Origin of the sequence: Micromonospora sp. NPDC047730 (assembly GCF_043204765.1) — a bacterium.
GTDB lineage: Bacteria > Actinomycetota > Actinomycetes > Mycobacteriales > Micromonosporaceae > Micromonospora.
Genome location: NZ_JBIDCU010000001.1, coordinates 99,923 through 123,137, shown reverse-complemented (window position 1 = coordinate 123,137; position 23,215 = coordinate 99,923). Strand labels below are relative to the sequence as shown.

At 73.3% G+C, this 23,215-nt stretch carries 23 protein-coding genes; 4 read left to right on the top strand and 19 right to left on the bottom strand.

Annotation, left to right across the window (positions count from 1 at the left end; genetic code table 11):
• Positions 1 to 190: 190 nt before the first annotated feature.
• From ACGF5G_RS00540 to paaA, 14 genes are all read right to left on the bottom strand, one after another.
• The gene (locus ACGF5G_RS00540) at positions 191 to 1,468 is read right to left on the bottom strand and encodes a geranylgeranyl reductase family protein (protein ID WP_357452418.1); all 1,278 of its coding nucleotides are present in this window, start codon (positions 1,466 to 1,468) and stop codon (positions 191 to 193) included.
• Between the two features lie 180 nt (positions 1,469 to 1,648).
• The gene (locus ACGF5G_RS00535) at positions 1,649 to 1,879 is read right to left on the bottom strand and encodes a hypothetical protein (protein ID WP_393257472.1); all 231 of its coding nucleotides are present in this window, start codon (positions 1,877 to 1,879) and stop codon (positions 1,649 to 1,651) included.
• 248 nt (positions 1,880 to 2,127) lie between these two features.
• On the bottom strand, positions 2,128 to 2,838 hold the full coding sequence (locus tag ACGF5G_RS00530; RefSeq protein WP_357702014.1) for a demethylmenaquinone methyltransferase: 711 nt from the start codon (positions 2,836 to 2,838) through the stop codon (positions 2,128 to 2,130).
• A 92-nt stretch (positions 2,839 to 2,930) separates the two neighbouring features.
• The gene (locus ACGF5G_RS00525) at positions 2,931 to 4,172 is read right to left on the bottom strand and encodes a cell wall anchor protein (RefSeq protein WP_393257469.1); all 1,242 of its coding nucleotides are present in this window, start codon (positions 4,170 to 4,172) and stop codon (positions 2,931 to 2,933) included.
• 206 nt (positions 4,173 to 4,378) lie between these two features.
• Complete coding sequence (locus tag ACGF5G_RS00520; RefSeq protein ID WP_393257467.1) at positions 4,379 to 5,611, bottom strand: LPXTG cell wall anchor domain-containing protein; 1,233 nt, start codon at positions 5,609 to 5,611, stop codon at positions 4,379 to 4,381.
• Positions 5,612 to 5,836: 225 nt separating this feature from the next.
• Positions 5,837 to 7,009: an LPXTG cell wall anchor domain-containing protein gene (locus ACGF5G_RS00515; protein ID WP_393257465.1), complete on the bottom strand. Its 1,173-nt coding sequence runs from the start codon at positions 7,007 to 7,009 to the stop codon at positions 5,837 to 5,839.
• A gap of 342 nt (positions 7,010 to 7,351) precedes the next feature.
• The gene (gene mqnC / locus ACGF5G_RS00510; RefSeq protein WP_350701893.1) at positions 7,352 to 8,542 is read right to left on the bottom strand and encodes a cyclic dehypoxanthinyl futalosine synthase; all 1,191 of its coding nucleotides are present in this window, start codon (positions 8,540 to 8,542) and stop codon (positions 7,352 to 7,354) included.
• Positions 8,543 to 8,620: 78 nt separating this feature from the next.
• Positions 8,621 to 9,031 (bottom strand): type II toxin-antitoxin system VapC family toxin, encoded by a 411-nt coding sequence (locus ACGF5G_RS00505; protein WP_393257462.1) that lies wholly within the window; start codon positions 9,029 to 9,031, stop codon positions 8,621 to 8,623.
• A complete protein-coding gene (locus tag ACGF5G_RS00500) occupies positions 9,028 to 9,306 on the bottom strand; it encodes a type II toxin-antitoxin system Phd/YefM family antitoxin (RefSeq protein ID WP_393257460.1) in 279 nt (92 codons plus the stop codon). The genes ACGF5G_RS00505 and ACGF5G_RS00500 overlap by 4 nt, the downstream gene beginning before the upstream one ends.
• 31 nt (positions 9,307 to 9,337) lie before the next feature.
• On the bottom strand, positions 9,338 to 10,447 hold the full coding sequence (paaE, locus tag ACGF5G_RS00495) for a 1,2-phenylacetyl-CoA epoxidase subunit PaaE (RefSeq protein WP_393257458.1): 1,110 nt from the start codon (positions 10,445 to 10,447) through the stop codon (positions 9,338 to 9,340).
• Complete coding sequence (paaD, locus tag ACGF5G_RS00490) at positions 10,444 to 10,920, bottom strand: 1,2-phenylacetyl-CoA epoxidase subunit PaaD (protein ID WP_393257456.1); 477 nt, start codon at positions 10,918 to 10,920, stop codon at positions 10,444 to 10,446. The genes paaE and paaD overlap by 4 nt, the downstream gene beginning before the upstream one ends.
• Positions 10,921 to 10,930: 10 nt before the next feature.
• A complete protein-coding gene (paaC, locus tag ACGF5G_RS00485) occupies positions 10,931 to 11,656 on the bottom strand; it encodes a 1,2-phenylacetyl-CoA epoxidase subunit PaaC (RefSeq protein ID WP_393257454.1) in 726 nt (241 codons plus the stop codon).
• A gap of 76 nt (positions 11,657 to 11,732) precedes the next feature.
• Positions 11,733 to 12,053 (bottom strand): 1,2-phenylacetyl-CoA epoxidase subunit PaaB, encoded by a 321-nt coding sequence (gene paaB / locus ACGF5G_RS00480; protein ID WP_350701900.1) that lies wholly within the window; start codon positions 12,051 to 12,053, stop codon positions 11,733 to 11,735.
• Positions 12,050 to 13,117, bottom strand: a complete 1,068-nt coding sequence (paaA, locus tag ACGF5G_RS00475) for a 1,2-phenylacetyl-CoA epoxidase subunit PaaA (RefSeq protein ID WP_393257451.1) — start codon at positions 13,115 to 13,117, stop codon at positions 12,050 to 12,052. Before paaA ends, paaB begins: the two co-directional genes overlap by 4 nt.
• Before the next feature lie 360 nt (positions 13,118 to 13,477).
• On the opposite strand from paaA, the gene ACGF5G_RS00470 reads away from it, so the two are divergent.
• Together ACGF5G_RS00470 and ACGF5G_RS00465 are read left to right on the top strand one after the other, a co-directional pair.
• Positions 13,478 to 14,434 (top strand): hypothetical protein, encoded by a 957-nt coding sequence (locus tag ACGF5G_RS00470; RefSeq protein ID WP_393257449.1) that lies wholly within the window; start codon positions 13,478 to 13,480, stop codon positions 14,432 to 14,434.
• Positions 14,434 to 15,387 (top strand): hypothetical protein, encoded by a 954-nt coding sequence (locus tag ACGF5G_RS00465; protein ID WP_393257447.1) that lies wholly within the window; start codon positions 14,434 to 14,436, stop codon positions 15,385 to 15,387. Before ACGF5G_RS00470 ends, ACGF5G_RS00465 begins: the two co-directional genes overlap by 1 nt.
• 39 nt (positions 15,388 to 15,426) lie before the next feature.
• Here the strand turns inward: ACGF5G_RS00465 and ACGF5G_RS00460 are convergent, their stop codons facing one another.
• Genes ACGF5G_RS00460 through ACGF5G_RS00450 form a run of 3 tightly spaced genes read right to left on the bottom strand, consistent with a single transcriptional unit; the run spans position 15,427 to position 18,265 of the window.
• Positions 15,427 to 16,278, bottom strand: coding sequence for a menaquinone biosynthetic enzyme MqnA/MqnD family protein (locus ACGF5G_RS00460; protein ID WP_393257445.1), 852 nt, complete (start codon positions 16,276 to 16,278; stop codon positions 15,427 to 15,429).
• Between the two features lie 33 nt (positions 16,279 to 16,311).
• On the bottom strand, positions 16,312 to 17,640 hold the full coding sequence (locus ACGF5G_RS00455; protein WP_393257443.1) for an MFS transporter: 1,329 nt from the start codon (positions 17,638 to 17,640) through the stop codon (positions 16,312 to 16,314).
• A 43-nt stretch (positions 17,641 to 17,683) separates the two neighbouring features.
• Complete coding sequence (locus tag ACGF5G_RS00450; protein WP_393257441.1) at positions 17,684 to 18,265, bottom strand: ArsR/SmtB family transcription factor; 582 nt, start codon at positions 18,263 to 18,265, stop codon at positions 17,684 to 17,686.
• 265 nt (positions 18,266 to 18,530) lie between these two features.
• Between ACGF5G_RS00450 and ACGF5G_RS00445 the strand changes: the two genes are divergently transcribed.
• Positions 18,531 to 20,759 (top strand): HelD family protein, encoded by a 2,229-nt coding sequence (locus tag ACGF5G_RS00445; protein WP_393259161.1) that lies wholly within the window; start codon positions 18,531 to 18,533, stop codon positions 20,757 to 20,759.
• A 132-nt stretch (positions 20,760 to 20,891) separates the two neighbouring features.
• Here the strand turns inward: ACGF5G_RS00445 and ACGF5G_RS00440 are convergent, their stop codons facing one another.
• Together ACGF5G_RS00440 and ACGF5G_RS00435 are read right to left on the bottom strand one after the other, a co-directional pair.
• Complete coding sequence (locus ACGF5G_RS00440; RefSeq protein WP_393257439.1) at positions 20,892 to 21,617, bottom strand: hypothetical protein; 726 nt, start codon at positions 21,615 to 21,617, stop codon at positions 20,892 to 20,894.
• Positions 21,610 to 22,092, bottom strand: a complete 483-nt coding sequence (locus ACGF5G_RS00435; RefSeq protein WP_393257437.1) for a sigma-70 family RNA polymerase sigma factor — start codon at positions 22,090 to 22,092, stop codon at positions 21,610 to 21,612. The genes ACGF5G_RS00440 and ACGF5G_RS00435 overlap by 8 nt, the downstream gene beginning before the upstream one ends.
• Before the next feature lie 338 nt (positions 22,093 to 22,430).
• On the opposite strand from ACGF5G_RS00435, the gene ACGF5G_RS00430 reads away from it, so the two are divergent.
• Positions 22,431 to 23,192, top strand: coding sequence for a VOC family protein (locus tag ACGF5G_RS00430; protein ID WP_357699207.1), 762 nt, complete (start codon positions 22,431 to 22,433; stop codon positions 23,190 to 23,192).
• Positions 23,193 to 23,215: the final 23 nt, after the last annotated feature.

Here is a 23,215-nt window from a genome sequence, read left to right as displayed (position 1 = left end):
CGTTTTCTCCTGCTCGTCCTTCCCTGCCCCTGGTCCTTGACGAAAATCACACTATTCACGTCCCCCGCGACGGCTGTCGCCGGGGGGTCGATCTCTGTCCGCGCCGCGGTCGTCGCCGGCCGCGGGCCCGGCCGTCACACGAGCCCGCCGTCGTTCGGCGGCTGCGGGGCTCGCAAGCTCACTCGTCGCGCTACACGGCTGGTGCCACCTTCGTCATCGCGTTGATGACCCGGTCCATCGCGTCCCCGCCACGGGGGTCGGTCAGGTTGGCCAGCAGCTTGAGCACGAAGCGCATCAACATCGGGTGCGGCATGCCGTGCTTCGTGGCCATCCGCATGATCTCGGGACGGCCGATGAGCTTCACGAAGACGCCGCCGAGCCGGTAGTAGCCGCCGAAACGGGCCTTCAGTTCCGCCGGGTAGGCCGTCAGGGCGCGCTCGCGCTCGGCGCCGGCCGGGCGCGCGAGGGCCTGCACGGCGATCTCCGCGGCCATCTCACCGGACTCCATCGCGTACGCGATGCCCTCGCCGTTGAACGGGTTGACCATGCCGCCGGAGTCGCCGACCAGCATCACGCCGCGGGTGTAGTGCGGCACCCGGTTGAAGCCCATGGGCAGCGCGGCGCCGAGGATCGGCCCCTCCGCGTTCGCCTCGTCGGTCATGCCCCAGTCCGCCGGGGTGTTGGCCAGCCAGTCGGTGAGCAGCCGGCGGTAGTTCGTCTTGCCGAACGCGGACGAGGAGTTGAGCACGCCGAGGCCGACGTTGACCCGGCCGTCGCCGAGCCCGAAGATCCAGCCGTACCCGGGCAGCAGGTTGTCGCCGCTGTCCTTGCTGCGCAGTTCCAGCCAGGACTCCAGGTAGTTGTCGTCGTGCTTGGCGGGCGAGCGGTAGTAGCGCCGGACGGCGACCCCGATCGGCCGGTCCTCCCGCTTGGCCAGCCCGAGGGCGAGCGGGAAACGGCCGGACACCCCGTCGGCCGCGACCACCAGCGGGGCGTGGAAGGTGGCCGGCTCCTTGTCCGGGCCGACCTCCGCCTCGACGCCGACGACCCGGCCGTCCGGGTCGAGCACCGGGCCGGTGACGTTCACGCTGGTGCGCAGCTTGGCGCCGGCGGCGACGGCCCGCTGGGCGAGCAGGTCGTCGAAGTCCAGCCGGGTGCGCACCAGGCCGTAGTTGGGGAAGCTCGCCAGGTCGGGCCAGTCCAGCTCCAGCCGGACGCCGCCGCCGATCACCCGCAGGCCCTTGTTCTGCAGCCAGCCCGCCTCGGGCGAGGTGTCCACGCCCATCCGGATCAGCTGTCGCACGGCACGCGGGGTCAACCCGTCGCCGCAGACCTTCTCGCGGGGGAACTCCGTCTTCTCCAGCAGCAGCACCCGTACGCCGTGCCGAGCCAGGTGGTACGCGGTAGCCGACCCACCGGGACCGGCGCCCACGACGATCACGTCGGCGTCATGCTCCACCGCGGTCATCTCGCGCCTCCTCCCGCATGCTCGTGAAATCCTTCACAAGCCAGACGGAGGGAGTCTATGACCGGTGTCATAACCACGCCTGATCAGGGGTACCTAACTTGCCGGAAACCCACCCGTCGGGGTCGGGACCGGGCGGCGGGCGGGTCAGGACCGGATGCCGGCGGCGGTCGGCGCCGGGCGTCAGTGCCGGGCGGGAGCGGCCGCGCCCAGGCCGGCGTCGAGCCGGATCGTCTCGGGCAGGTGCTCGCGCAGCGCGCCGCCGGCGGCGCGGTCCAGCGCGGCCAGCACCTCGGCCACCACCTGCCGGACGTCGGCGGGATCCGCGCCGGCCAGCTCCCTGAGCTGCGCGATGAGTTCCGCGGCGTCGTCGTCGGTGGCCTCCACACCGGTCGGCTGCTCTGGTCCCGTCATGGGGGCGAGCTTAACGGCGCAAAGTGGACTAAAAACGGATATTCACAAAACAGCCGCTTTCCCAGCGGGTACGGCGCGCCGATCGGCCTCCCGTCGACACCGGCCGCCGCCCCGGAAGCGGGCCGTCCGGCGCCGCGCCGCCGCTCATGGCGCGCGACCTGCCGGCGCCGCGCCGCCGCTCATGGCGCGCGACCTGCCGGCGCCGCGCCGCCGCTCATGGCGCGCGACCTGCCGGCGCCGTGCCCCGCCTAGTCGCGGACCGCCCGGTGCAGTGCCGCCAGGCCGCCGGTCAGGTTCCGCCAGGCCACCGAGCCCCAGCCCGCCGCCTGGATCCGCTGCGCCAGCGCGGCCTGGTCCGGCCACGCCCGGATCGACTCGATCAGGTAGACGTACGCGTCGGGGTTGCTGGAGACCACCCGCGCCGCCGTCGGCAGCCACCGCATCAGGTACGACAGGTAGGCGGTGCGGAAGACGGCGTTGGTGGGGTGGCTAAGCTCACAGATCACCAGCCGGCCGCCGGGCCGGGTGACCCGCGCGAACTCCCGCAGCGCGGCCTCGGTGTCGACGACGTTGCGCAGCGCGAACGAGATGGTCACCGCGTCGAAGACGCCGTCGGCGAAGGGCAGCCGCAGCGCGTCGCCGGCCAGCAGCGGCACCGCCGGACGGGTGCGCTTGCCGGCGTGCAGCATGCCCAGCGACAGGTCGGCGCCGACCGCGTACGCCCCGGAACGGGCCAGTTCCTCGGTGGAGACACCGGTGCCCGCGCCCACGTCGAGCACCCGCTCGCCCGGGCGCAACCCGAGCGCCTCCCGGGTGGCCCGGCGCCACGCCCGGTCCCGGCCGGCCGTCATCACCGTGTTGGTCAGGTCGTAACGAGCCGCCACGCCGTCGAACATCGCGGCGACCTCGTGCGGCTGCTTGTCCAGGCCGGCGCGCTGGCCCGGCGGGGTACGGCTCACCCCTCCACTCTGCCAGCCCGGCTCCGGCCGACGCCCGGCGGGTACGCGACAGGGGCGGGGAGGCCGCCCACCCTGCCCCTGCGCGGCGTACGTCAGTCGGTGGACTTCTCGTCGCCGGGGTTGACCAGGACGATGTCGCGCCGCCGGGAGATCAGCAGCAGCGCGCCGCCGGCCAGCAGCACGGCGGCGCCGATGCCGCCGATCAGGCCGGCCTGCACGCCGGTCACCGGCAGCCCGCCGCCGTCACCGTCACCGTCGCCGCCGCCCGTGCCGCCGCCCGGGGTCGTGGTCGTGGTCGGGGTCGGCTCGCCGCTCGGGGTCGGCGTCGGGGTCGGCGTCGGCTGCGCCGACAGGTCCACGAACGCCTCGAAGGTCGCGTGGTTGTCCATCGGCTCGGCCTCGGTGAAGCTCTTCCGCTGCGCCGGGCTGGCAACCTGCGCCTCCGCCTCCGGCTCGCCCTCGGCGGCGTCCAGCCCGTACGCGAAGAGGTCGCCCTCCCGGAGCACCGGCTCGGTGACGTCGTCGCCGACCTTCACCGTCACGTCGGCGGTGTAGTACTGCCCCCGGCGGATGATCGCGCCGGCGTCCTCGCACAGCGCCCGCGCCCTGCCGAGGAACTCGTCCTCGACGCAGCTCTCCGGCAGCGTCACGAAGCTCACACCCGACGGGAGCATGAGGCCGTAGAAGAGACCGGTCGCGGGGCGGCTGCCGTCGTTGTAGACCGCCCAGTCCAGCGGGACCGTCTCGCCCCGGCGTACGGGCTTCAGGTCGGGCTCGTCGGTCACCGCCCCGTCGACCACGACGTTGGCCTGGACGTCCTGCACCCAGGCGGTGAGGTCGTAGCCCGGCTTCGTCACGGTCACCGGCACTTCGATGTCCTTGTTGTTCTCCAGGTCCGGGTCGCCGGTGGCCGAGCGGACCGTCACCCTCAGCACGCCGCCGTCGCCCCTGCCGCCGGTGCTGAACAACGGGATGCCGAAGTCCTCGCTGGTGCCACCCCGCAGGTCGCCGAGGAGGCAGGTGAAGCTCCTGCCGGTCACCTCGCAGCCGTCCGGCACGACGTAGCCGACCCGCTTGGCCTTGAGGCCGCTGGGGTCGACCTCCACCGTGACGTCCTTGGCGTCGACGCCGTCGGTGAGGTTCTGGACGGTGAACTTGAACGGCTTGGCCTTCGCCGCCTTGACGCCCTTGGCCAACTGGTAGCTGGTCGGCGTCAGGGCGAGGTCCGCCTGGTCGGCGGCGTACGCCGGAACGGCGACGGTGGCCAGGCCGCCCGCCGCGAGGAGCGCCACGGCGCCGGCGCGGGCCAGGGCCGAGCGGTGGAACAGGGTCATCGGTCCCCCGGGGGTTAGGGAAGAAACGGATGGTTGCGGAACCGAGCGGACCGTATCGAAGCATGACGTGGTGCGCCAGCAGGGCGGATCATCTTTCATCCGTCCGTCCGGTTCGGTCGAACGGACGGACGGGGCGGGACGGTCGCCCGTCCCGCCCCGTCTCCAGGGTCGTGCGCCCGGCCGGTGCGGGCCGACGGGGCCGGCCGTCAGGCCGTCGGCTTCTCGTCGCCCGGGGTCACCAGGACGACCCGACGCCGCCGCGCCACCAGGAACATCGCCGCGCCGGCGACCAGCACCGCGCCGCCGACGCCGACGATGAGGCCGGTCTGCGCGCCGGTCACCGGCAGCGAACCCTCGTCGTCGTCGCCGCCACCCTCGCCGCCGCCACCGGTTCCGGCGGCGGTCACCACGACGGCGAAGTCGTCGCGGTTGTCGGTCGGGTCGACGTCGCCGGCCTGCGCGGCGCGGGAGCCGGCCGGCCGGTGCAGGAACGACGGCAGGGCCGAGCGCTTGCGGGCCAGGTTCGCCTCGGTCGCCGGAAGCTCACCGCGCGCGCTGACCGTGACCTCGCCGCCGGCCAGGCTGACCGGCGCCTCGACGCCGGCGGCGACCTTCACCGGGAAGGCACCGAGGACGCCCTCGCGCGGGGCCAGCTGGAGCAGCCCGGCCCGGCAGTCGGCGGACCGCAGGTCGGCGGCGTACTCGCACTCCTTGACCTGGATGCTGTCGTCGAAGGTCACGCCCTTGGGCAGGGCGATCTTGAGGTCGAGGCCGTCGGCGATCCGGTCGCCCTGGTTCTCGACGAACGCGAGGACCGTGGTCGCGTCGCCGGGGTTCAGCGGCCCGGTCGGCGGGTCCTCCTTCAGCACGTCGTCGAAGGCGAGTTGCTCCTTGACGTCGGGCACCACGACGCCGAGGTCGACGCCGCTCTCCTTGCTGATCTCGATCTGGACGGTCGCGGAGTTGTTGTCCGGGTTGGTGTCGTCCGGCGACTCGACGGTCAGCGTGACCGGGGCGGAGTACGGCTCGTCCACGTCGGGGACCCGCCTGATCATGACGATCGGCAGCTCGACGGTCTCCCCGGGCCCGGGGATCTGCTCCTCGGGCACGACGCAGGTCCACAGCACCGGCTTCTCCGCGCCCTCGCCCGAACAGCCCTTGGCGGCCGGGAAGAAGGCCACCTCGCCGTAGTGGTCCAGCTTGGAGGTGTCGGCCTTGACGACGAGCGAGGACGGCGTGCCGGGGCCGTTGTTCGTGACCTTGGCGTACGCCGTCTTGATCCGGGTCCCCTCGGCCACCTTGGTGCCGACGACGGCGGTGACGGAGAGGTCGGCGGCGCGCCCGGCGGCGTGGGCCGGCGTGCCGACGGCGGTGAACGCGCCGGAGGCGAGCAGCGCGGCGGCGCCGAGCCGCGCCAGCGGTCGGTTGGGCAGTTTCATCTCGAGTCCCCCGTGAGGTGTGGCTGCTGGTCCGGACCGCACACTAACGGCCGGTGATGCCGTGTGCCGCCCCGGACGCGCCCGAAAGCTGAGCGTCCCTCCAGGAATGTCCGGTCGGTGGCGGCCGGCGCACGGAACGGACAGCGGAGGCGGGATGGTCACCCATCCCGCCTCCACTGCCGTGCGTTATGTGAACGACCCTCGCGGGTCGATGGAGGACGACCGTCAGGCCGTCGGCTTCTCGTCGCCCGGGGTCACCAGGACGACCCGACGCCGCCGCGCGATCACGAACATCGCCGCGCCCGCGACCAGCACCGCGCCGCCGATCCCGCCGATCAGCCCGGTCTGCGGACCGGTCAGCGGCAGGCCCGGCTCCTCGCCGCCGCCACCCGCGCCGCCCTTGGCGGTCACGACGACAGCGTACGCGTCGGTGTTGTCGGTGGCGTCCACCTCGGTGGCCGCCACGGCCTCGGCGTTGGCCGGGAGGGCGCTCTTGCCCGCGGCGCGGACGGTGGTCGCCTGGCTGCCGAGCGCCTCGACGGTGACCTGGCCACCGGTCAGGCTGCCGGCCTTGACGTCCTTGCCGACCGAGAGCAGGTGGTAGAACCGGCCACCCGAGATCAGGTCGTCGCCGTCCTTGTCCTGCGACGCCGGGATCAGGTCGGCGTCGCGGTAGGTGCAGACGAGCGAGGTCTTGCCGGAGTTGTACTCGCAGCCGTCCTCGACCTCGGCGAAGGTCACGCCCTTGGGCAGCTTGACGCTGATCTTCAGCCCGGCGGCGGTGGCGTCGCCCTGGTTGAAGGCGGAGTAGATGAGCTGGGCGGTGTCGCCGGCACGCAGGTCGCCCGCGACCTTGATCTTGTCGCCCTCGACCGTGACGGCCTTGGTCACGTCGCCCGCGACCACGGTCAGGTCCGGGCCGGTGCCCTCGACCTTGACCTTGACGGTCACCTCGTTGTTGGACTCGTCGGGGTCGGTGCCCTCGTGCAGGATGATGGCGCTGATCTGACCGGCGTCACCCGTCGCCTCGCCCTTGCGGGTCAGCGGGAAGCCCCAGTCGATGTCGCGGCCGGCGGGCAGGACGCCGCCCTCGATCCCGCACAGGATCAGGCCGTCCTCGCGCGGGCTGCAGCCGCTCTCGTCGATGTCGACCTTGGTGGTGTCCAGCTTGCTGATGTCGAGGCCGACCAGGACGGCGGTCGCGTCCACCTTGCTCTTGTTGAGCAGGGAGACGGTCGAAATCTTGCCGGGCGCACCGACCGCGATGGTGGTGCCGGTGGCCTCGATGGCCAGGTCGGCCGAGGTGTCGGCCAGGGCCGGGGCGGCGAAGAGGCCCGCGGCCAGGATCCCGGCGGCGCCGGCGCCGGCAACAGCCAGCGCACGGTTACGGAAGATCATGGAGAGTTCCCCCCGTTGGGGTGCAGGAAAGGTACGGCCGGGGACGTTAGCGGTCCGCGGTCACCCTCGCCACCCCTCGCCGTCGGCCGGGTTGACCAGTGCCGCTAAGAATCGCTTAAGGATTGCCCGAATTGATATGTCTTACTGTTCACTGACCCCCGGCCGCTCGGCTGGAACGGCAACGAGATCGACATCAACGGCTGGCAACCACTCATCCGATCGGGCGGGCGGCGGAAGCACCGCCGGCCACGCTCGGTCAACTCCGTGTTCACCGACCGGTCGACGAACCGCAGACACCCCACCGTCCGTCGACGGTGGGGTGTCGGGTGGTGCGGCGGTAGCTCAGCGGGCGTCGACCAGCGGAAGGGCCTTCCCGGCGCCGCCGCCCGGCAGCGCGATCGAGGAGAAGTGCGACACGACCCGCTCGTCGGTCGGGTCGTCGGCCGGCGTCCGGTGCACGGCCAAGCGGTTGTAGAGGGTGTCCCGCTGGGCGGGGATCCGGTCCGCCGAGCGGATCATGCCGATCAGCTCGTGCAGGTTGGAGCGGTGCCGCGCGCCGGCGGAGGAGATGACGTTCTCCTCCAGCATGATCGAGCCGAGGTCGTCCACGCCCATGTGCAGGGCGAGCTGCCCGACGTCCTTGCCGGTGGTCAGCCAGGACGCCTGCAGGTGCGGCACCGTCTCGAAGAAGAGCCGGGCCACCGCGACCAGCCGCAGGTATTCCAGCGTGGTGGCCTGGGTGCGACCCTTGAGGTGGTTGTTCTCCGGCTGGTACGTCCACGGGATGAACGCCCGGAAGCCCCGGGTGCGGTCCTGCACGTCGCGGATCATCCGCAGGTGCTCGATCCGCTCGGCAGCGGTCTCGCCGGTGCCCATCATCATCGTGGCGGTCGACTCGACGCCCTGCCGGTGCGCCAGCTCCATGACCTCCAGCCAGCGCTCGCCCGACTCCTTCAGCGGCGCGATCGCCGTGCGGGGACGCGCGGGCAGCATCTCCGCACCGGCACCGGCGATGGAGTCCAGCCCGGCCGCCTTGATCCGCGCGATGGCCTCGTCCAGGCTGACGCCGGAGACCTTGGCCATGTGCAGGATCTCGCTCGGGCCGATGGAGTGGATGGCGAGCTGCGGGTACGCCTTCTTGACCGAGGAGAACAGCTCCTCGTAGTACTCCACGCCGTAGTCCGGGTGGTGCCCGCCCTGGAGCATGACCTGGGTCGCGCCCAGCTCGACCGCCTCGCCGCAACGGCGCAGGATCTCCTCGGTCGGGTGGGTCCAGCCCTCCTTGTGCTTGGGGGCCCGGAAGAACGCGCAGAACTTGCACGCCGTCACGCAGACGTTGGTGTAATTGATGTTGCGGTCGATCAGGTACGTGACGATGTTGTCCGGATAGCGCCGCCGGCGTACGGCGTCGGCCGCCTCGCCCAGGGCGTGGAAGGGCGCCTCGGTGTAGAGCAGCAGGGCCTCCTCGGGCGTGATCCGCCCGCCGTCCGCGCCGCGCTGCAGGATGTCGTCGATCTCCCGGCTCACCGTCACGCCTGTGAGCCTACGTCGCCCCGGCCGGCCCGACCGCCTCGGCCCGACAGGCTGCGGCTCACCCCACAGCCGCCGCGGTCAGCCCGATCCCGGGCTGGCGACCGGCAGGCCGACAGCCTTCGCCGCGTCGAGCAGCCGGCGGTCGTACGTGACGAAGGCGACGAAGTCGGTGCCCGCTTGACGGGCAAGGATCTCCGCCGTGGCCAGGTGGATGGCGTCCAGGCTGCGCAGAAGTGGTTCGGCATACGCGCCGGCAGCCGCCCGGACCGTCGCGTCGATTTCGACCCGGTAGAGACGGGACAGGACGGTAGGCACACCCACCAGCGCCTGCGGGGCGGCGCGACGGAGGGCTCGAGGCACCTCGACCTCGACCAGGGCCGACGCCACCAGCGACGTCCCGGACCGATCGTTGAGCCACCTGACGAGCTGCTCGGTCTCCGGCTCGCGGCGGAGGAGCTTGATGACCGCCGCCGAGTCGAGATAGATCACCAGCGCTCCTCCGCGCGCGACTCGGCGAGAGCGGCTGCGGCATCGATGGTGGGGTCACCGAGGACCGGTGGCATCGGCAGTGGCCCGGTCGAGGTCGGGGCGGTGGCACGCCCCTCGGCGACCAGCCGACCCAGGAGGGCGTCACCGGCCACGATGGGAACGAGTCGGGCGATCGGCTCGCCCCGGTCCGTCACCTCGACCGTCTCGCCCGCCCGCACCCGGGCCAGCACCTTGCTGGTGTGCTGGTTCAGTTCTCGAATGGCGATCTGCTCCACCGGACGAGTGTAGAACAAATTGTTCTACGGGTCACGCGTCGTAGTCGACCGTGAGCCTGTCGGTGGTCGGGCTGGACTGGCACGTGAGGACGTAGCCGGCGGCCACCTCGTCCGGCTCCAGGGCGTAGTTGCGGGCCATCGTGACCGCGCCGTCGACGACCTTGGCCTTGCAGGTCGAGCAGACCCCGCCCTTGCAGGCGTACGGCAGCTCGCCGCGGACCTTCAGCGCCGCGTCCAGCACCCGCTCGTCGCGGCCCATCGTGAAACTCGACGAGCGGCCGTCCAGCACGATGGTCACCTCGGCGCCGGCCCCCGGCTCGTCGGCCGGGCGTCGCGGCGGGGCCGGGGCCTCGTCGACGTGGAACAGCTCCGTGTGGACCGCCGACTCCGGCACCCCGCGCCCGGCGAGCACCTCCCGGGCGTCCACCACCATGCCGTACGGGCCGCAGAGGAACCACTCCTCGATGACGTCGCCGGGGACGATGGTGGCCAGCAGCCGGCCCAGCCGGTCGGCGTCGATCCGGCCGGAGAGCAGCGGAGACTCGCCCTGCTCGCGGGAGAGCACGTGCACCAGGTGCAGGCGGGTCGGATAGCGGTCCTTCAGGTCGGCGAGCTCCTCGGCGAACATCACCGTGTTGGCCGTGCGGTTGCCGTACACCAGGGTGAAGGTGCTGGCCGGCTCGACGGCGAGCGCCGTCGCGACCAGCGCGAGCACCGGGGTGATCCCCGAACCGGCGACCACCGCGCCGTAGTGGCGGGCCCGGTCCGGCGCGAAGGCCGTGGTGAAGTTCCCGAGCGGCGGCAGCACCTCGACCGTGTCGCCGCCCCGCAGGGCGCCACAGGCGAACGCCGAGAACGCGCCGCCCGGGATCTCCCGCACGCCGATCCGCAGCCGGCCGTGCCGCGCCAGGTCCTCCGGAGTGGAGCAGATGGAGTACGACCGCCGCACGTCCTCCCCCGCGTCGGTGCCGCGCCGGACGGTGAGGTGCTGACCGGCGGAGAACGCGAAGGCCTCCCGCAGCTCCGGCGGCACCGCGAAGGTGATCGCCACGGCGTCGTCGGTGAGCCGGTCGACGGCGGCGACGGAGAGCGGGTGGAAGACCGGCCGGCGGCGGACCGGGCGGGTGATGGTGACAGTCACAGCGCCTTCAGGTGGTCGAAGGGTTCACGGCAGGAACGGCAGCGCCAGAGCGCCTTGCACGCGGTGGAGCCGAAGCGGCTGACCTGCTCGGTCTCCGGCGAGCCGCAGCGCGGGCAGCGGACGGCGAGGGTCAGCGGCACCACGCCGCCGGCGCGGACGGGGGCCGGCGGGGCGATGCCGGCGGCGGCGAGCTTGGCCCGGCCGGCGGCGGAGATCCAGTCGGTGCTCCACGCCGGGCTGTAGACGGTGCGCACCTCGGCGTCGGGATGGCCGGCGGCGGCCAGGGCCCGGCGGATGTCCGCGCGGATCACGTCCATCGCCGGGCAGCCCGTGTAGGTGGGGGTGATGGTCACGACGACCCGGCCGGTCGCCGGGTCCTCGTCGACCGCCCGCAGGATGCCGAGGTCGGCGATGGTGACGACCCGGATCTCCGGGTCCACCACCGCCGCCACGGCCTCCCTCGGGTCGGTCACCGGTGCTCCCTCACCAGCGCGCCCCGGGGTGGGCGCGGTGCAGCACCTGCATCTCGGCGAGCAGGTAGGACAGGTGCTCGGTGTGCACCCCGTCCCGCCCGCCGGCCGGCGCCCAACCGCCCTCCGGCCGGGTCAGCGTGGCCTCGTCGAGCACGGCGGAGACGGTGGCGTCGAAGTCGGCCCGCAGGGTGGCCGGGTCGACCGGTGCCGCCGGGTCCGCCGCGAACAGCTCGTGCGCGTACGGCCAGACCTGCTCGACGGCCGCCTGCATGCGCCGGTGCGACTCCTCGGTGCCGTCACCCAGCCGCCTCACCCACAGCGAGGCGTGGTCGAGGTGGTAGGCCGACTCCTTGCGGGCCTTGGCCCCGATCGCGGCCAGCCGCTCGTCGGCGCAGCCGGCCAGCGCGGTGTAGAGCGGGAGCTGGTACGCCGAGAGGAAGAGCAGCTTCGCCATGGTGACCGCGAAGTCGCCGTTCGGCAGCTCCACGAGGAGGCAGTTGCGGAACTCCCGGTCGTCGCGGAGGAACGCCAGCGCGTCCTCGTCCCGGCCGGCGCCCTCCAGCTCGCCCGCGTACGACAGCAGGAGCCGGGCCGCGCCGAGCTGGTCGAGGGCGATGTTCGCCAGCGCGATGTCCTCCTCCATCTCCGGCGCGCGGGTGGTCCACTCGGCCAGCCGCTGCGCCGCGATCAGCGCGTCGTCGCCGAGGGCGAGGGTGAAGTCGAAGGGACCGGTCACGCCGCCACCTCGCTCCGCTCGGCGGCGGCGCGACGTGCCCCGGTGCTGAGCCGAATGGTTCGCTCGCTGCGCTCGCTCACAGGTGGGCCACCCCGTCCGGCACCTCGTAGAAGGTGGGGTGGCGGTAGACCTTGTCGGCCGCCGGGTCGAAGAAGGCGTCCTTCTCGTCGGGGCTGGACGCGGTGATCGCGCCCGCCGGCACCACCCAGATGGAGACGCCCTCCTGGCGGCGCGTGTAGAGGTCGCGGGCGTTGCGCAGGGCCAGCTCGGCGTCGGGGGCGTGCAGGCTGCCGACGTGGGTGTGCGACAACCCGCGCCGCGCCCGCACAAAGACCTCCCACAACGGCGAAGGATCGCTCACGCCGCGCTGATCCGTTCGCTCGCTACGCTCGCTCACGCCGCCACCTTCTCCTTCTTCTCCGCCCGCTTGGCGGCGTACGCCGCGGCGGCCTCACGCACCCAGGCTCCGTCGGTGTGGGCACGGCGACGGTGCTCCGCCCGCTGCCGGTTGCACGGCCCGTCCCCCTTGATCACCCGCATCAGCTCGTCGTAGTCCGGCTGGGTGAAGTCGTACGACTGCCGGGACTCGTTCCAGCGCAGGCCCGGGTCGGGGATGGCCAGGCCGAGGATCTCGGCCTGCTGCACGCACATGTCCACGAAGCGCTGGCGCAGCTCGTCGTTGGAGAACCGCTTGATCTTCCAGGCCATGGACTGCGCCGAGTGGGTGGAGTCGGTGTCCGGCGGGCCGAACATCGCCAGCGACGGGTACCACCAGCGGTCGACGGCGTCCTGCGCCATCGCCTTCTGGGCGGGCGTGCCGTGCGCCAGGGTGTGCAGGATCTCGTAGCCCTGCCGCTGGTGGAACGACTCCTCCTTGCAGACCCGGATCATCGCGCGGGCGTACGGCCCGTAGGAGCAGCGGCAGAGCGGCACCTGGTTGACGATCGCGGCGCCGTCCACCAGCCAGCCGATCGCGCCGACGTCCGCCCAGGTCAGCGTGGGGTAGTTGAAGATCGAGCTGTACTTCTGCCGGCCGCTGAGCAGCAGCTCGACCAGCTCGTCCCGGCTGATCCCGAGGGTCTCGGCGGCGGCGTAGAGGTAGAGGCCGTGGCCGGCCTCGTCCTGGACCTTGGCCAGCAGGATGGCCTTGCGCTTGAGCGAGGGGGCTCGGCTGATCCAGTTCCCCTCCGGCTGCATGCCGATGATCTCGGAGTGCGCGTGCTGGGCGATCTGCCGGATCAGCGTCCTGCGGTACGCCTCGGGCATCCAGTCGCGCGGCTCGATCTTCTGGTCGGCGTCGATGACCTCGGCGAAGTAAGCCGCGAGGTCCTCGTCGGGGCCGGGGGCACCGGCGCGCCGCCCCCGCTCGGCGGCCTCCCGCAGCGCCGCCTCCGCCGCCTCGACCTCGCCGAGCAGGCCACCGCCGGGTGCGTCCTCGGCGGAGAAGTCGTTGCCATACATGGGGCCAAGTGTTACAGCTCGCAACTCGCCGCACCAGAGGGGTGTAACAGGTTTCCGAGGACAGTTCGGGACGGACAACGAGCCCTGGCCGGGCGACCAAACTATGACTTGGGTCACGCGGCGAAGACGAATTCCCCCAATAGCCGCATAGCGGTCCGATATCCCGCCTTCATGGCAAGTTGCCAGGTGTCATGTTCTGGCGTGCCGCCGATCCGCACGTAGACTTCCCCCGGTCACACCGATCGGCTGCCGACGATCGCCCCCAGGAACACGGAGGCCGCCCCCGGCCTCGGCGAGCCGCCGATCCGTCCGGACAACAAGCCGGTCCCCCCGGCCCTGACATCTGGAGCTCACCCACTCATGCGATCCCGCGTGACCCTGGTGCTCGCCGTCGTGGCGGTCCTCCTCGGTGGCGGCCTGCTCGTGCCCGCCGCGTACGCCCGACTCGCCGGCGACGACGCCGCGAGCGGCGGAAGCGGCGGCGGCAGCGTCGCGGCACCGGCGCCCACCCCACCCGCGCCGCCGACCCTGGCCGCCGGCCCGGTGTCGGTGAGCTTCAAAGGCGAGTTCTTCTCGTGGGCCCTGATGGACCGGGAGACCGGCGAGATCTCCGGCGCCAAGAACATGGCCTCGACCAGCTCCACCGAGTCGATGATCAAGGCCTGGTTCGCGGCCGACTACCTCCGCCAGCTCGGCGACAAGCCCGTGCCGGCCGAGCGGAAGAAGCAGATCTCCGCCGCCATCCGCAACAGCGACGACGACGCCGCGAACGCCCTCTACAACGCGGTGGGCCGCGCCGCGACGATCAAGCGGATGACCAGCACCTGCGAGCTGACCGACACCAAGCCGGGCAACGTGCCGGGCTACGTGGGCTGGTGGAGCTTCACCCGGATGTCCCCCCGCGACGCCGTCCGGCTCGGCGACTGCATCGGCGACGGCACGGCCGCCGGCCCGAAGTGGACCGACTACCTGCTGGACGAGATGAGCAAGGTCAAGGGCACCACCGCCGCCAAGGACCAGAAGGCCCGTTCGGGCGGCGGCCGTTGGGGCATCATCGACGGGCTCCCCCAGTCGATCCTCAGCCAGGGCCCGGTCAGCATCAAGAACGGCTGGACCCCGCTGAACTACGACGGCAACTGGCACGTCAACTGCCTCGCGGTCACCGACAAGTGGAGCCTCGCGGTGATGCTGCGCTACCCGCAGAAGAGCGGGCTGGACTACGGCGCGCAGACCTGCGCCTCGGTCGCCAGCCAGCTGGTGACCCCGCAGCCGGGCGCCGCCCTCAAGGTGCCGCAGCAGCCGGTCGGGAAGCTCTGATGGCCGGGCAGCGCCGGGACGACCGGCGCGGCGACGCCTCCCCCGTCAAGCTGATCGCCGTCGCGGTGGTCCTGGTCTGCCTGGTGCTCGTGTCCCTGCGGCTGCTGCCGGGCTCGCCGTTCGAGTCCACCGCCGCCGCCCGCTGGGGTGACCCCGCCGTGCCGACCGACCGCGGCGCGAGCACGCCGGGCGACCGCAGCTCGCGGCAGTCGCCGTCGCCGTCACCGTCGCCCAGCGCGACGCCGGAGCCGCTGCCGTTCGAGGCGAGGGACCTCGACCTGGACATCGAGGGCTGGTACTCCTGGAGCGTCCTCGACCGCCGGACCGGCGAGATCATCGGTTCGGACAACATGGACGAGACCAGCACCACCGCCTCGCTGATCAAGGCCTGGATCGTGGCCGACTACCTGCGCCGCGCCGCCGATGCCGGCCAGACCCCGAGCGACGCCAAGCTCGCCGACGCCACGAAGATCATCCGGGACAGCGACAACACCCGGGCCGAGCAGTTCTACAACACCGTCGGCCGGTCCGCCTCGATCAAGCGGCTGATCTCGCTCTGCGAGCTGACCGACAGCAAGGTCGCCCCCGACGGCGGATGGAGCCGCACGGCGCTCTCCCCCCGCGACACCGCCCGGATGGGGGCCTGCATCGCCGACGGCCGGGCCGCCGGGCCGAAGTGGACGACGTGGCTGATCAAGGAAATGCGGCTGGTCCGGGGGGCGGGCGACTTCGGCATCCGTAAGGCGTTCCCGGCCGCGGAGCGCAAGACCATCGCCATCAAGAACGGTTGGATCGACCGGACCAGGGAGCAGGAGATGCACATCAACTGCCTGGCCATCGGCGACACCTGGACGATGGGCGTGATGGTCCGCTACCCGATCGGCAAGGGCTACGAGTACGGCATGAAGAACTGCCAGAAGATCACGGAAGCCCTCCTCCGCGACCCCGTCTGACCCCTCGCCGCCGATCGAGGCGGTCGCGGGCGGGCGGGGTCAGCCCGTGAAGAAGTCGGGGCCCGTGTCGGGAAGGGACGGGGCGGCGCCGAGGGCGGCGGCGCGGCGCGCGAACTCGCGCAGGCCGGCCACCTGGCGGTCGCCGAGCGAGAAGTCCAGCGCCCGGAAGTACGTCGCCAGGGTCTCCGCGTCGAACGGCTCCCAGCGCGCGCCGGCCTCGGCGACCTGGTCCAGCTCCGAGAGGCAGAGGTCTCGGGAACGCAGGAACGCGTCGTGCACCTCCTTGACCAGACCCGGGTGGGCGGCGGCGAAGTCCCGGCGTACGGCCCACACGGCGAAGACCATCGGCAGGCCGGTCCACCCCCGCCACGCCTGCCCGAGGTCGGTGACCTCCAGCCCGCGCTTCGGCGCCTCGTAGAGCGCGCGCAGCGCCACGTCGCCGATCAGCACCCCGGCGTCGGCCTCCAGCAGCATCTGGGTCAGGTCCGGCGGGCAGCGGAAGTACTCGGGGTTCACCCCGTACCGCTCGCCGAGCAGGAGCTGGGCCAGGAGGACCCCGGTCCGCGAGGTCGAGCCCAGCGCCACCTTTCCGTGGTCGAGCTCGGCCAGCGGGCGGGTGGAGACGATGTTGACCGACAGCACCGGGCCGTCGCTGCCGACCGCCAGGTCGGGCAGGAGCAGCAGTTCGTCGGCGTGGCGCAGGTACTCCACGTGCGAGATCGGGCCGATGTCCAGGTCACCGGCGACCAGCGCGGCGCTCAGCCGGTCCGGCGAGTCCTTGTGCAGGTCGACGTCGATCAGGGCGCCGGAGCGCATCAGCCCCCAGTAGATCGGCAGGCAGTTCAGGAACTGGATGTGCCCGACCCGGGGGCGTGCGACGTGCTCAGCCATGCCCCGACCGTATCCCCGCCACTCGCCCGGGGCTCACCGGGTCGGCGTCGGAGTGGCCAACCCCGCATCCACCGCGGCGTCGGAGGCCGGGGGCGTGCCGGCCGGGACGGCGTCCGCGACCGGCGGACCGGCGGGCGTCGGCGCGGGGGCAGCGGGGGCCGCGGGGGCCGCTTGGGCCGCGCGGCGGAGGGGGACCGAGACGGCGGCGACCGCCAGCAGGCCGGCCAGCCCGCACCCGGCGACCAGCGGCCGGGGATCGGCCGCCTCCAGCAGGAGGCCGCCGGCCAGGAAGCCGACCATCGCGGCGCCTTGGACCGCCGCGCCGAAGGAGGCGAAGGCGCGGCCCCGCGCCGCCTCCGGCACCCGGCGGGCCAGCAGCACGTTGTTGAAGACGTTGCTGCCGCCGTTGAAGATGCCGCCGGTCAACCAGATCGGCACCAGCAGCAGGGCCGTCGGCACGGCCGCCGAGGCCAGCACCATCGCGCAGCACCCGCCGAGCAGCGCCAGGCTGGCCCGGACCAGCCCGGCATCGCGGTCGAGCCGCCGGACCACCCGCGCGAAGAGCCACGCGCCGGCCAGGGCGCCGAGCGTCCAGGCGCCGGTCACCAGCCCGTACATCGTGGTCGAGCTGCCCAGCGTCTCCCGGATGAAGAACACCTCGATCACGTTGATCGCCCCGACGGCGCCGAACACCCCGGCGACGCTGGCGACCATCGCCACCAGCAGCGGGTCGTGTCGCAGCCGCCAGGCCGGGGGCACCGCCGCGTCGCCGGCCGCCGCCGACCCACGGCTTCCCCTGCGGGTGCGGATCAGCAGCCCGGCCGCCACCAGCGCCAGATAGCTGCCGGCGCCCACGAGCAGCGGCAGGCGCGTGCCGAACTCGCCCACCAGCAGCCCGGCCAGCGCCGGGCCGGCGAGCGAGCCCAGGGTGCCGGCCGACTGGTTGAGCGCGCTGGCCCGGGGCAGGTCCTCGGCCCGCACCATCGCCGGCACCAGCGCCGAGAGCACCGGCTGGGTGACGGCGAGGCCGGTGGCGAGCAGCGCCACCAGCGCGATGACCAGAACCGGGTGCCCGGCGTACGCGAGCGTGAGGCAGATGCCGGCCTGGGCCAGCCCCGCGGTCACCAGCAGGATTCGGCTGTCCACCCGGTCCGCGAGGCGGCCGGTCAGCGGCGCGAACGCCACCAGCGGCAGGGTCGCGGCGAGCAGCAGGCCGGACACGGCGAGCCCGCCCGCGCCGGCCGACTGCAACGCCAACGTGAGCGTGCTGGCGGCGAGGAAGTCACCGCAGGTGGCCACGCCCCGGGCGGTGGTGGCGAGCCAGACGTCCGGCCAGCGCGACGGACCAGATGTGAAGGACATACTTCGAAAATAATCCTTCACATCTGTCGGGTGCAATCCCCTTTCAGTCGACCGGCAACGCCTTGTAGTGCACCGAGACGGTGCGCGCCCCGGCCGGCGGGTCCACCCGCGACCGTTTGCGGTACGGCTCGAACAGGCGGTCCACCGCCTCGTTCAGCTCGCTCAGCTCCGCTGCGGTGAGCAGCAGTTGCGAGTCGGCGAGCCGGCTCGCCTCGTACCACTCGGCCGGCTCGTCGGGCGCGCGCCGCAACCAGTCGCGGCTGCGCTCCAGGTCGCGGGCCAGCCACGCCTCCACCAGCGCACGCTCGGCTGCCTGGGCCTCCGGCGCCGTCCCGCGCCCGGCGTCGACGGTCCAGCTCGGGCTGACCACCCGCCAGACGCGCTCCCGCGCGTCGCCGCGGTTCGGCGCCTGCTCCACCAGGCCCGCCTTCGCCAACTCCCGCAGGTGGTAGCTGGTGGCGCTCGGCGACAGGCCGACGATCTCCGCGCACTCCGTGGCGGTCGCGCCGGCCTCGATCGAGCTGAGGTGTTCCGTGATCGCGAGTCGGGCCGGGTGGGCCAGCGCCCGCATCACCTGCGGATCGCTGATGGTCACCCGGGGTCGCTCGGCAGGCGGCTCGGTCATCCCCCCATGATCCCGGCCGCCGGTCGTCGACCACCACCGGCAACGGCAGGACGGTGCGTCAGAGCCGGCGGCGCCGACCGGTCAGCACACCGGCGCATGGGCGCCGGGCCCGGAGGGCGGTGAATTCGGTGGAGCGGGAGCCGGTGTACGCGTAGGCTGGCAGGTCGCTTGACGGCCGGGGTGAGGTGAGCACCGCATCGGACGTCCCGCGCCGGGGGCCGGCCATCCGCCCGCCGGACACGCGAGCGATCAGCAGATGACCTCGATGGGATTCAGCGTGACCGCAGTCGACCTCCACCTCGACACCGACCTCGCCGCCGAGCGCGAGCACCTCGCCACCTCCCGGGCCGCCCTGGCCCGGATGCGGGAACGCGCCCAGGCCCTCTTCGCCACCGGCGACCAGGTGGCCGGCGACGCCTACGCCGCCGAGACGCTCGGGCGCACCCTGGCCCGCCGGGTCGCCGAACTCGCCGACGACCCGACCACGCCCCTCTTCTTCGGCCGCCTCGACTTCGGCCCGGCCACCGACGCGGCACCCGCCGCCGGCTCGGCCGCCGACGGCTGGACCGCCAACCCGTCCACCGCCGGCACACCCGCCGATGGCACGCCCGGTGGCAGCGACGACGGGGTGGATCCCGGGCACCCCGACCACGCCGGTCGGCGCTACCACGTGGGGCGACGGCACGTCACCGACGAGCGGGGCGAGCCGCTGGTGCTGGACTGGCGGGCACCCGTCTCCCGGTCGTTCTACCGGGCCAGCGCCCGCGACCCGCAGGGCGTGGCGGTACGACGCCGCTTCGGGTTCAGCAGCGGAACGCTCACCAGCTTCGAGGACGAGCACCTCGACCGGGGCGAGGAACTTGGCACGGCCAGCCGGATCCTGACCGCGGAGATCGAGCGGCCCCGCGTCGGGCCGATGCGCGACATCGTCGCCACCATCCAGCCGGAGCAGGACGAGTTGGTCCGGGCCGACCTGGCCGACTCGATCTGCGTGCAGGGCGCGCCGGGCACCGGAAAGACGGCGGTCGGCCTGCACCGGGCCGCTTACCTGCTCTACCTGCACCGGGAGCGGCTGCGCCGCGCGGGTGTGCTGATCGTCGGGCCGAACCGGGCCTTCCTGTCGTACATCGCGGCGGTGCTGCCGGCGCTCGGCGAGGTCGAGGTCGAGCAGGCCACGGTGGAGGACCTGGTCGCCCGGGTGCCGGTGCGGGCGGTCGACGACCCGGCGGCGGCGGCCGTCAAGCACGACGTGCGGATGGCCGAGGTGCTGCGCCGGGCGATCGACGCGCACATCGGCGAGCCGACCGAGCCGATCATGGTCTCGGACGGCTCCTACCGCTGGCGGATCGGGCTGGACCCGCTGCACCGGCTGGTCGAGGAGACCCGCCGGGAGCGGTTGCCGTACGCCACCGGGCGGGAACGCGTCCGGGCCCGGGTGGTGGCTCTGCTCCAGCGGCAGGCCGAGGCGCGGCGGGCCGAGTCGCCGAGCGACGCCTGGCTGCGCCGGATGGGCAGGTGCGCGCCGGTCGCCGCCTTCCTCGACGCGGTCTGGCCGGCGCTCACCCCGGAAGGGCTGGTCCACCGGCTGCTCACCGACGCCGAACTGCTGGCCGCCAGCGCCGACGGGTTGCTGACCGCCGACGAGCAGGCGCTGCTGCGCGGGACGCCCGACCTGGTGGCGGCAGGCGGCGCGGATGCCCCGCGTCCGGCGCGTCGCGCCGCGGCAGCGGGGACGAAGCTCGGGCGCACCCCGAAGGCCACGAAGTGGACGGCGGCGGACGCGGTGCTGATCGACGAGGCGGCCGGGCTGGTCGAGCGGCCGGCCGGCTTCGGCCACGTGGTGGTCGACGAGGCGCAGGACCTGTCGCCCATGCAGTGCCGGGTGATCGCCCGACGCAGCGAGCACGGGTCGATCACGCTCCTCGGCGACCTGGCCCAGGGCACCGCACCGTGGGCCGCCGCCGACTGGCGGGAGTCCCTGCGCCACCTGGGCAAGCCGGACGCGGTGGTGGTCCCGCTGACGGTCGGCTTCCGGGTGCCCGCCGCCGTGGTCGCGTTCGCCAACCGGCTGCTGCCGGCGCTCGCCGTCGACGTGCCGCCGGCGGAGTCGCTGCGCCGCGACGGCGCGCTCGACGTGCGTACCGTCGCCGACCTGACCGCCGCGACGGTGGCCGAGGTGCGCGCGGCGCTGGCGTTCGACGGCTCGGTCGCGGTGATCGCCGCCGACGACGCGGTCGACGGGCTGCGGGCCGCCCTCGCCGCCGCCGGGCTCGAGACCGCGACCGTCGACGACCCGGCCGCCGCGGCGCGCGTCACGGTGGTGCCCGCGACCCTGGTCAAGGGCCTGGAGTACGACCACGTCATCGTCGTCGAGCCGGCGGCGATCGTGGCGGCCGAGCCGCGCGGCCTGCACCGGCTCTACGTGGTGCTCACCCGGGCCGTCTCCCGCCTCGCCGTGCTGCACGCCGCGCCACTGCCCGCACCGCTCGGCTGACCGGCCCTCTGTCGACGTGGTCGACGGTGAGCGCGGCGGTCGCCCGGGCGGTGTGCGGGCGCGAGGGCACACCGCCCCGGATCTCGGTGAGTCGCCGCTCCGTGCTCGTCACGACAGGCCACGATGGTCGCGTCAGTGCACCGGCACCCGCATCAGCACCGCGTCGTCGGCGCCGAGCACGGTGATCTCCGTGAACTCGACCTCGCTGGTGGTCCAGCTGTCGGCCCGGACGATGTACGTCCCGTTGACCACCGGCGCCTCGACGCTGTACCCGCGGTCGGTCCGCACCCGGACGCGCGTCGCGCCCTCGGGCGCGAGCCCCTCCATCACGCTCGCGTAACCCAGGGGGAGATCGCTCAGGGTGAGCACGGTTACGCCGCCGGCAACAGCGCAGGTACGCGGCGGGCAGTACAGCGGGTCCTGCCCCGGGTCCATCCGGCTGCTGCTCGAAATCCTGAGGTCGCCCCCGGGACGGGCCAGGCAGTAGGCGCTTCCGGTGCCGTTGACGACGATGGCGGCTCGGCGTCCGTCGGGCCACTCGACGGCGTTGACCAGTCGGTCGCCCGGACCGTCCACCCGGCACTGGGTCAGCACATCGGCGCGTTCCGGCTCCGCCATCGCGGTCAGCGGCCGGCCCGGCCCGGCGTCGCCGAGCAGTCGCGGCCCGACCTGCCACAACCCGACCCCGACGACCAGCACGAACGCGGTGGCCAGCGCGGTGGCCAGGATGCCCGGCCAGCCGCGTCGGGCGGGGCCCTCGGCCCGCTGGACGATCTCGCCCAGCGGGGTGACCGGCAGCCGCTCGTCGGCGAGCAACCGGTCGAAAGCGTCACGGACCTGCTGCGTCGGGTCAGTCATCGAGGTGCTCCCTGAGGGCGGCGAGTCCACGGTGCAGGAGGGTCTTGACGGTGCCGGCGGGGCAGCCGAGCGTCTCGGCGATCTCCCGCTCCGGCAGGTCGAGGTAGTAGCGAAGGAACAACGCGGCGCGCTGCCGGGGCCGGATCCGGCGCAGCGCCGCCCGTACCGACGCGGACTCGTGCGGCGCCGTGACCGGGCGCGTCGGGTCGGCGAAGGCGTGCCGCCGTTCGAGGATGCGCCGTCGTACCCAGGAGGTGCAGCGGCTGGCCACCGCCCGCCGCAGCCAGCGCTCCGGTTCCCGCACCTGGGCGCGGCGGCGGTACAGGTCGATGAACGCCTCCTGCACTATGTCCTCCGCCGCGGCGGCGCTACCCGTGGTCAGGTACGCGAACGCCACCATCCCGCGGAAATGCCGCTCGTACGTCGTCCCGAAGACGTCGTCCGCGACGTCCGCGAGCGTTGTCCGGCCTGTCATGCCCACTCCGCTCCCGCCCGCCGTCGAAGCGGGCGACACCGTACAGGCGCACGACGGCCGGCGACGGTTTCAGCCATCGGCGGCCCCACGGGGGTGGATTGGTTCACAGGTAGCCGGGCCAGCGGCCGGCGACGCCCCGCTGTCCGCCGAACCGCTGTCGATGGGCATGCTCGTGGTCCGGGTGGCGCTGCTGACGGCGCTGGCGCGTGGGCGTGCCGGCGCGACGAGGGTCGACGGTTCAGCTGACGTTTCGTCCGATCCGCCCCGTGGCGCGGCGGGTCGGTGCCACGATGCCGGCAGGGGCGCGTCGTGGTCGCCCCCCGCCGAGAGGGGTCGACGTGAGCACCGTCCCGCCGGGCACGCCCTGCTGGGCCGACCTCGCCACCCCCGGTCTCGCCGACGCGCGACGGTTCTACCCGGAGCTGTTCGGGTGGACGGGCCGGATAGACCCGGAGCCCGAGGCGGGCGGCTACACGGTCTTCCTGCTCGGCGGACGGGCGGTGGCGGGCGCGGGACCGCCGGCCATCCCCGACCAGGTGCCAATCTGGTCGACGTACCTGGCGACGGACGACGCGGACCTCGTGGCCGGCCGGGTCGAGCGGGCCGGCGGGCAGGTGGTGGTGCCGCCGTTCGAGGTCTTCGACCGGGGGCGGATGGCGGTCTTCACCGACCCGGCCGGGGCCGCCTTCAGCGTCTGGCAGCCGATGGCGATGCCGGGGGCCGAGGTGTTCGACACCCCGGGCGCGCTGACCTGGACCGAACTGGTCACCCCCGACCCGGACGGCGCCAAGGTCTTCTATGAGCTGGTCTTCGGCTGGCACCCGGACGACCAGCCGGCAGGCCCGATCACCTACACCGGCTGGCGGCTCGGCACCCGGATCGTGGCCGGCATGGTGCCGCCGCTGGGCGACGGGTTCCCGGCGGACACGCCCGCGTACTGGTCGGTGTACTTCGCGGTGGCCGACGCCGACGCGGCCGCCGCCCGCGCCGCCGAGCTGGGCGGCACGATCCTGGTCCCGCCCCAGGACGCCCCGGCGGGCCGCTTCGCCGCCCTCCGAGACCCCCACGGCGCCCTCTTCAACATCCTCACCCGCCCCTAACCCACCCACCCCCACCCCGCCCA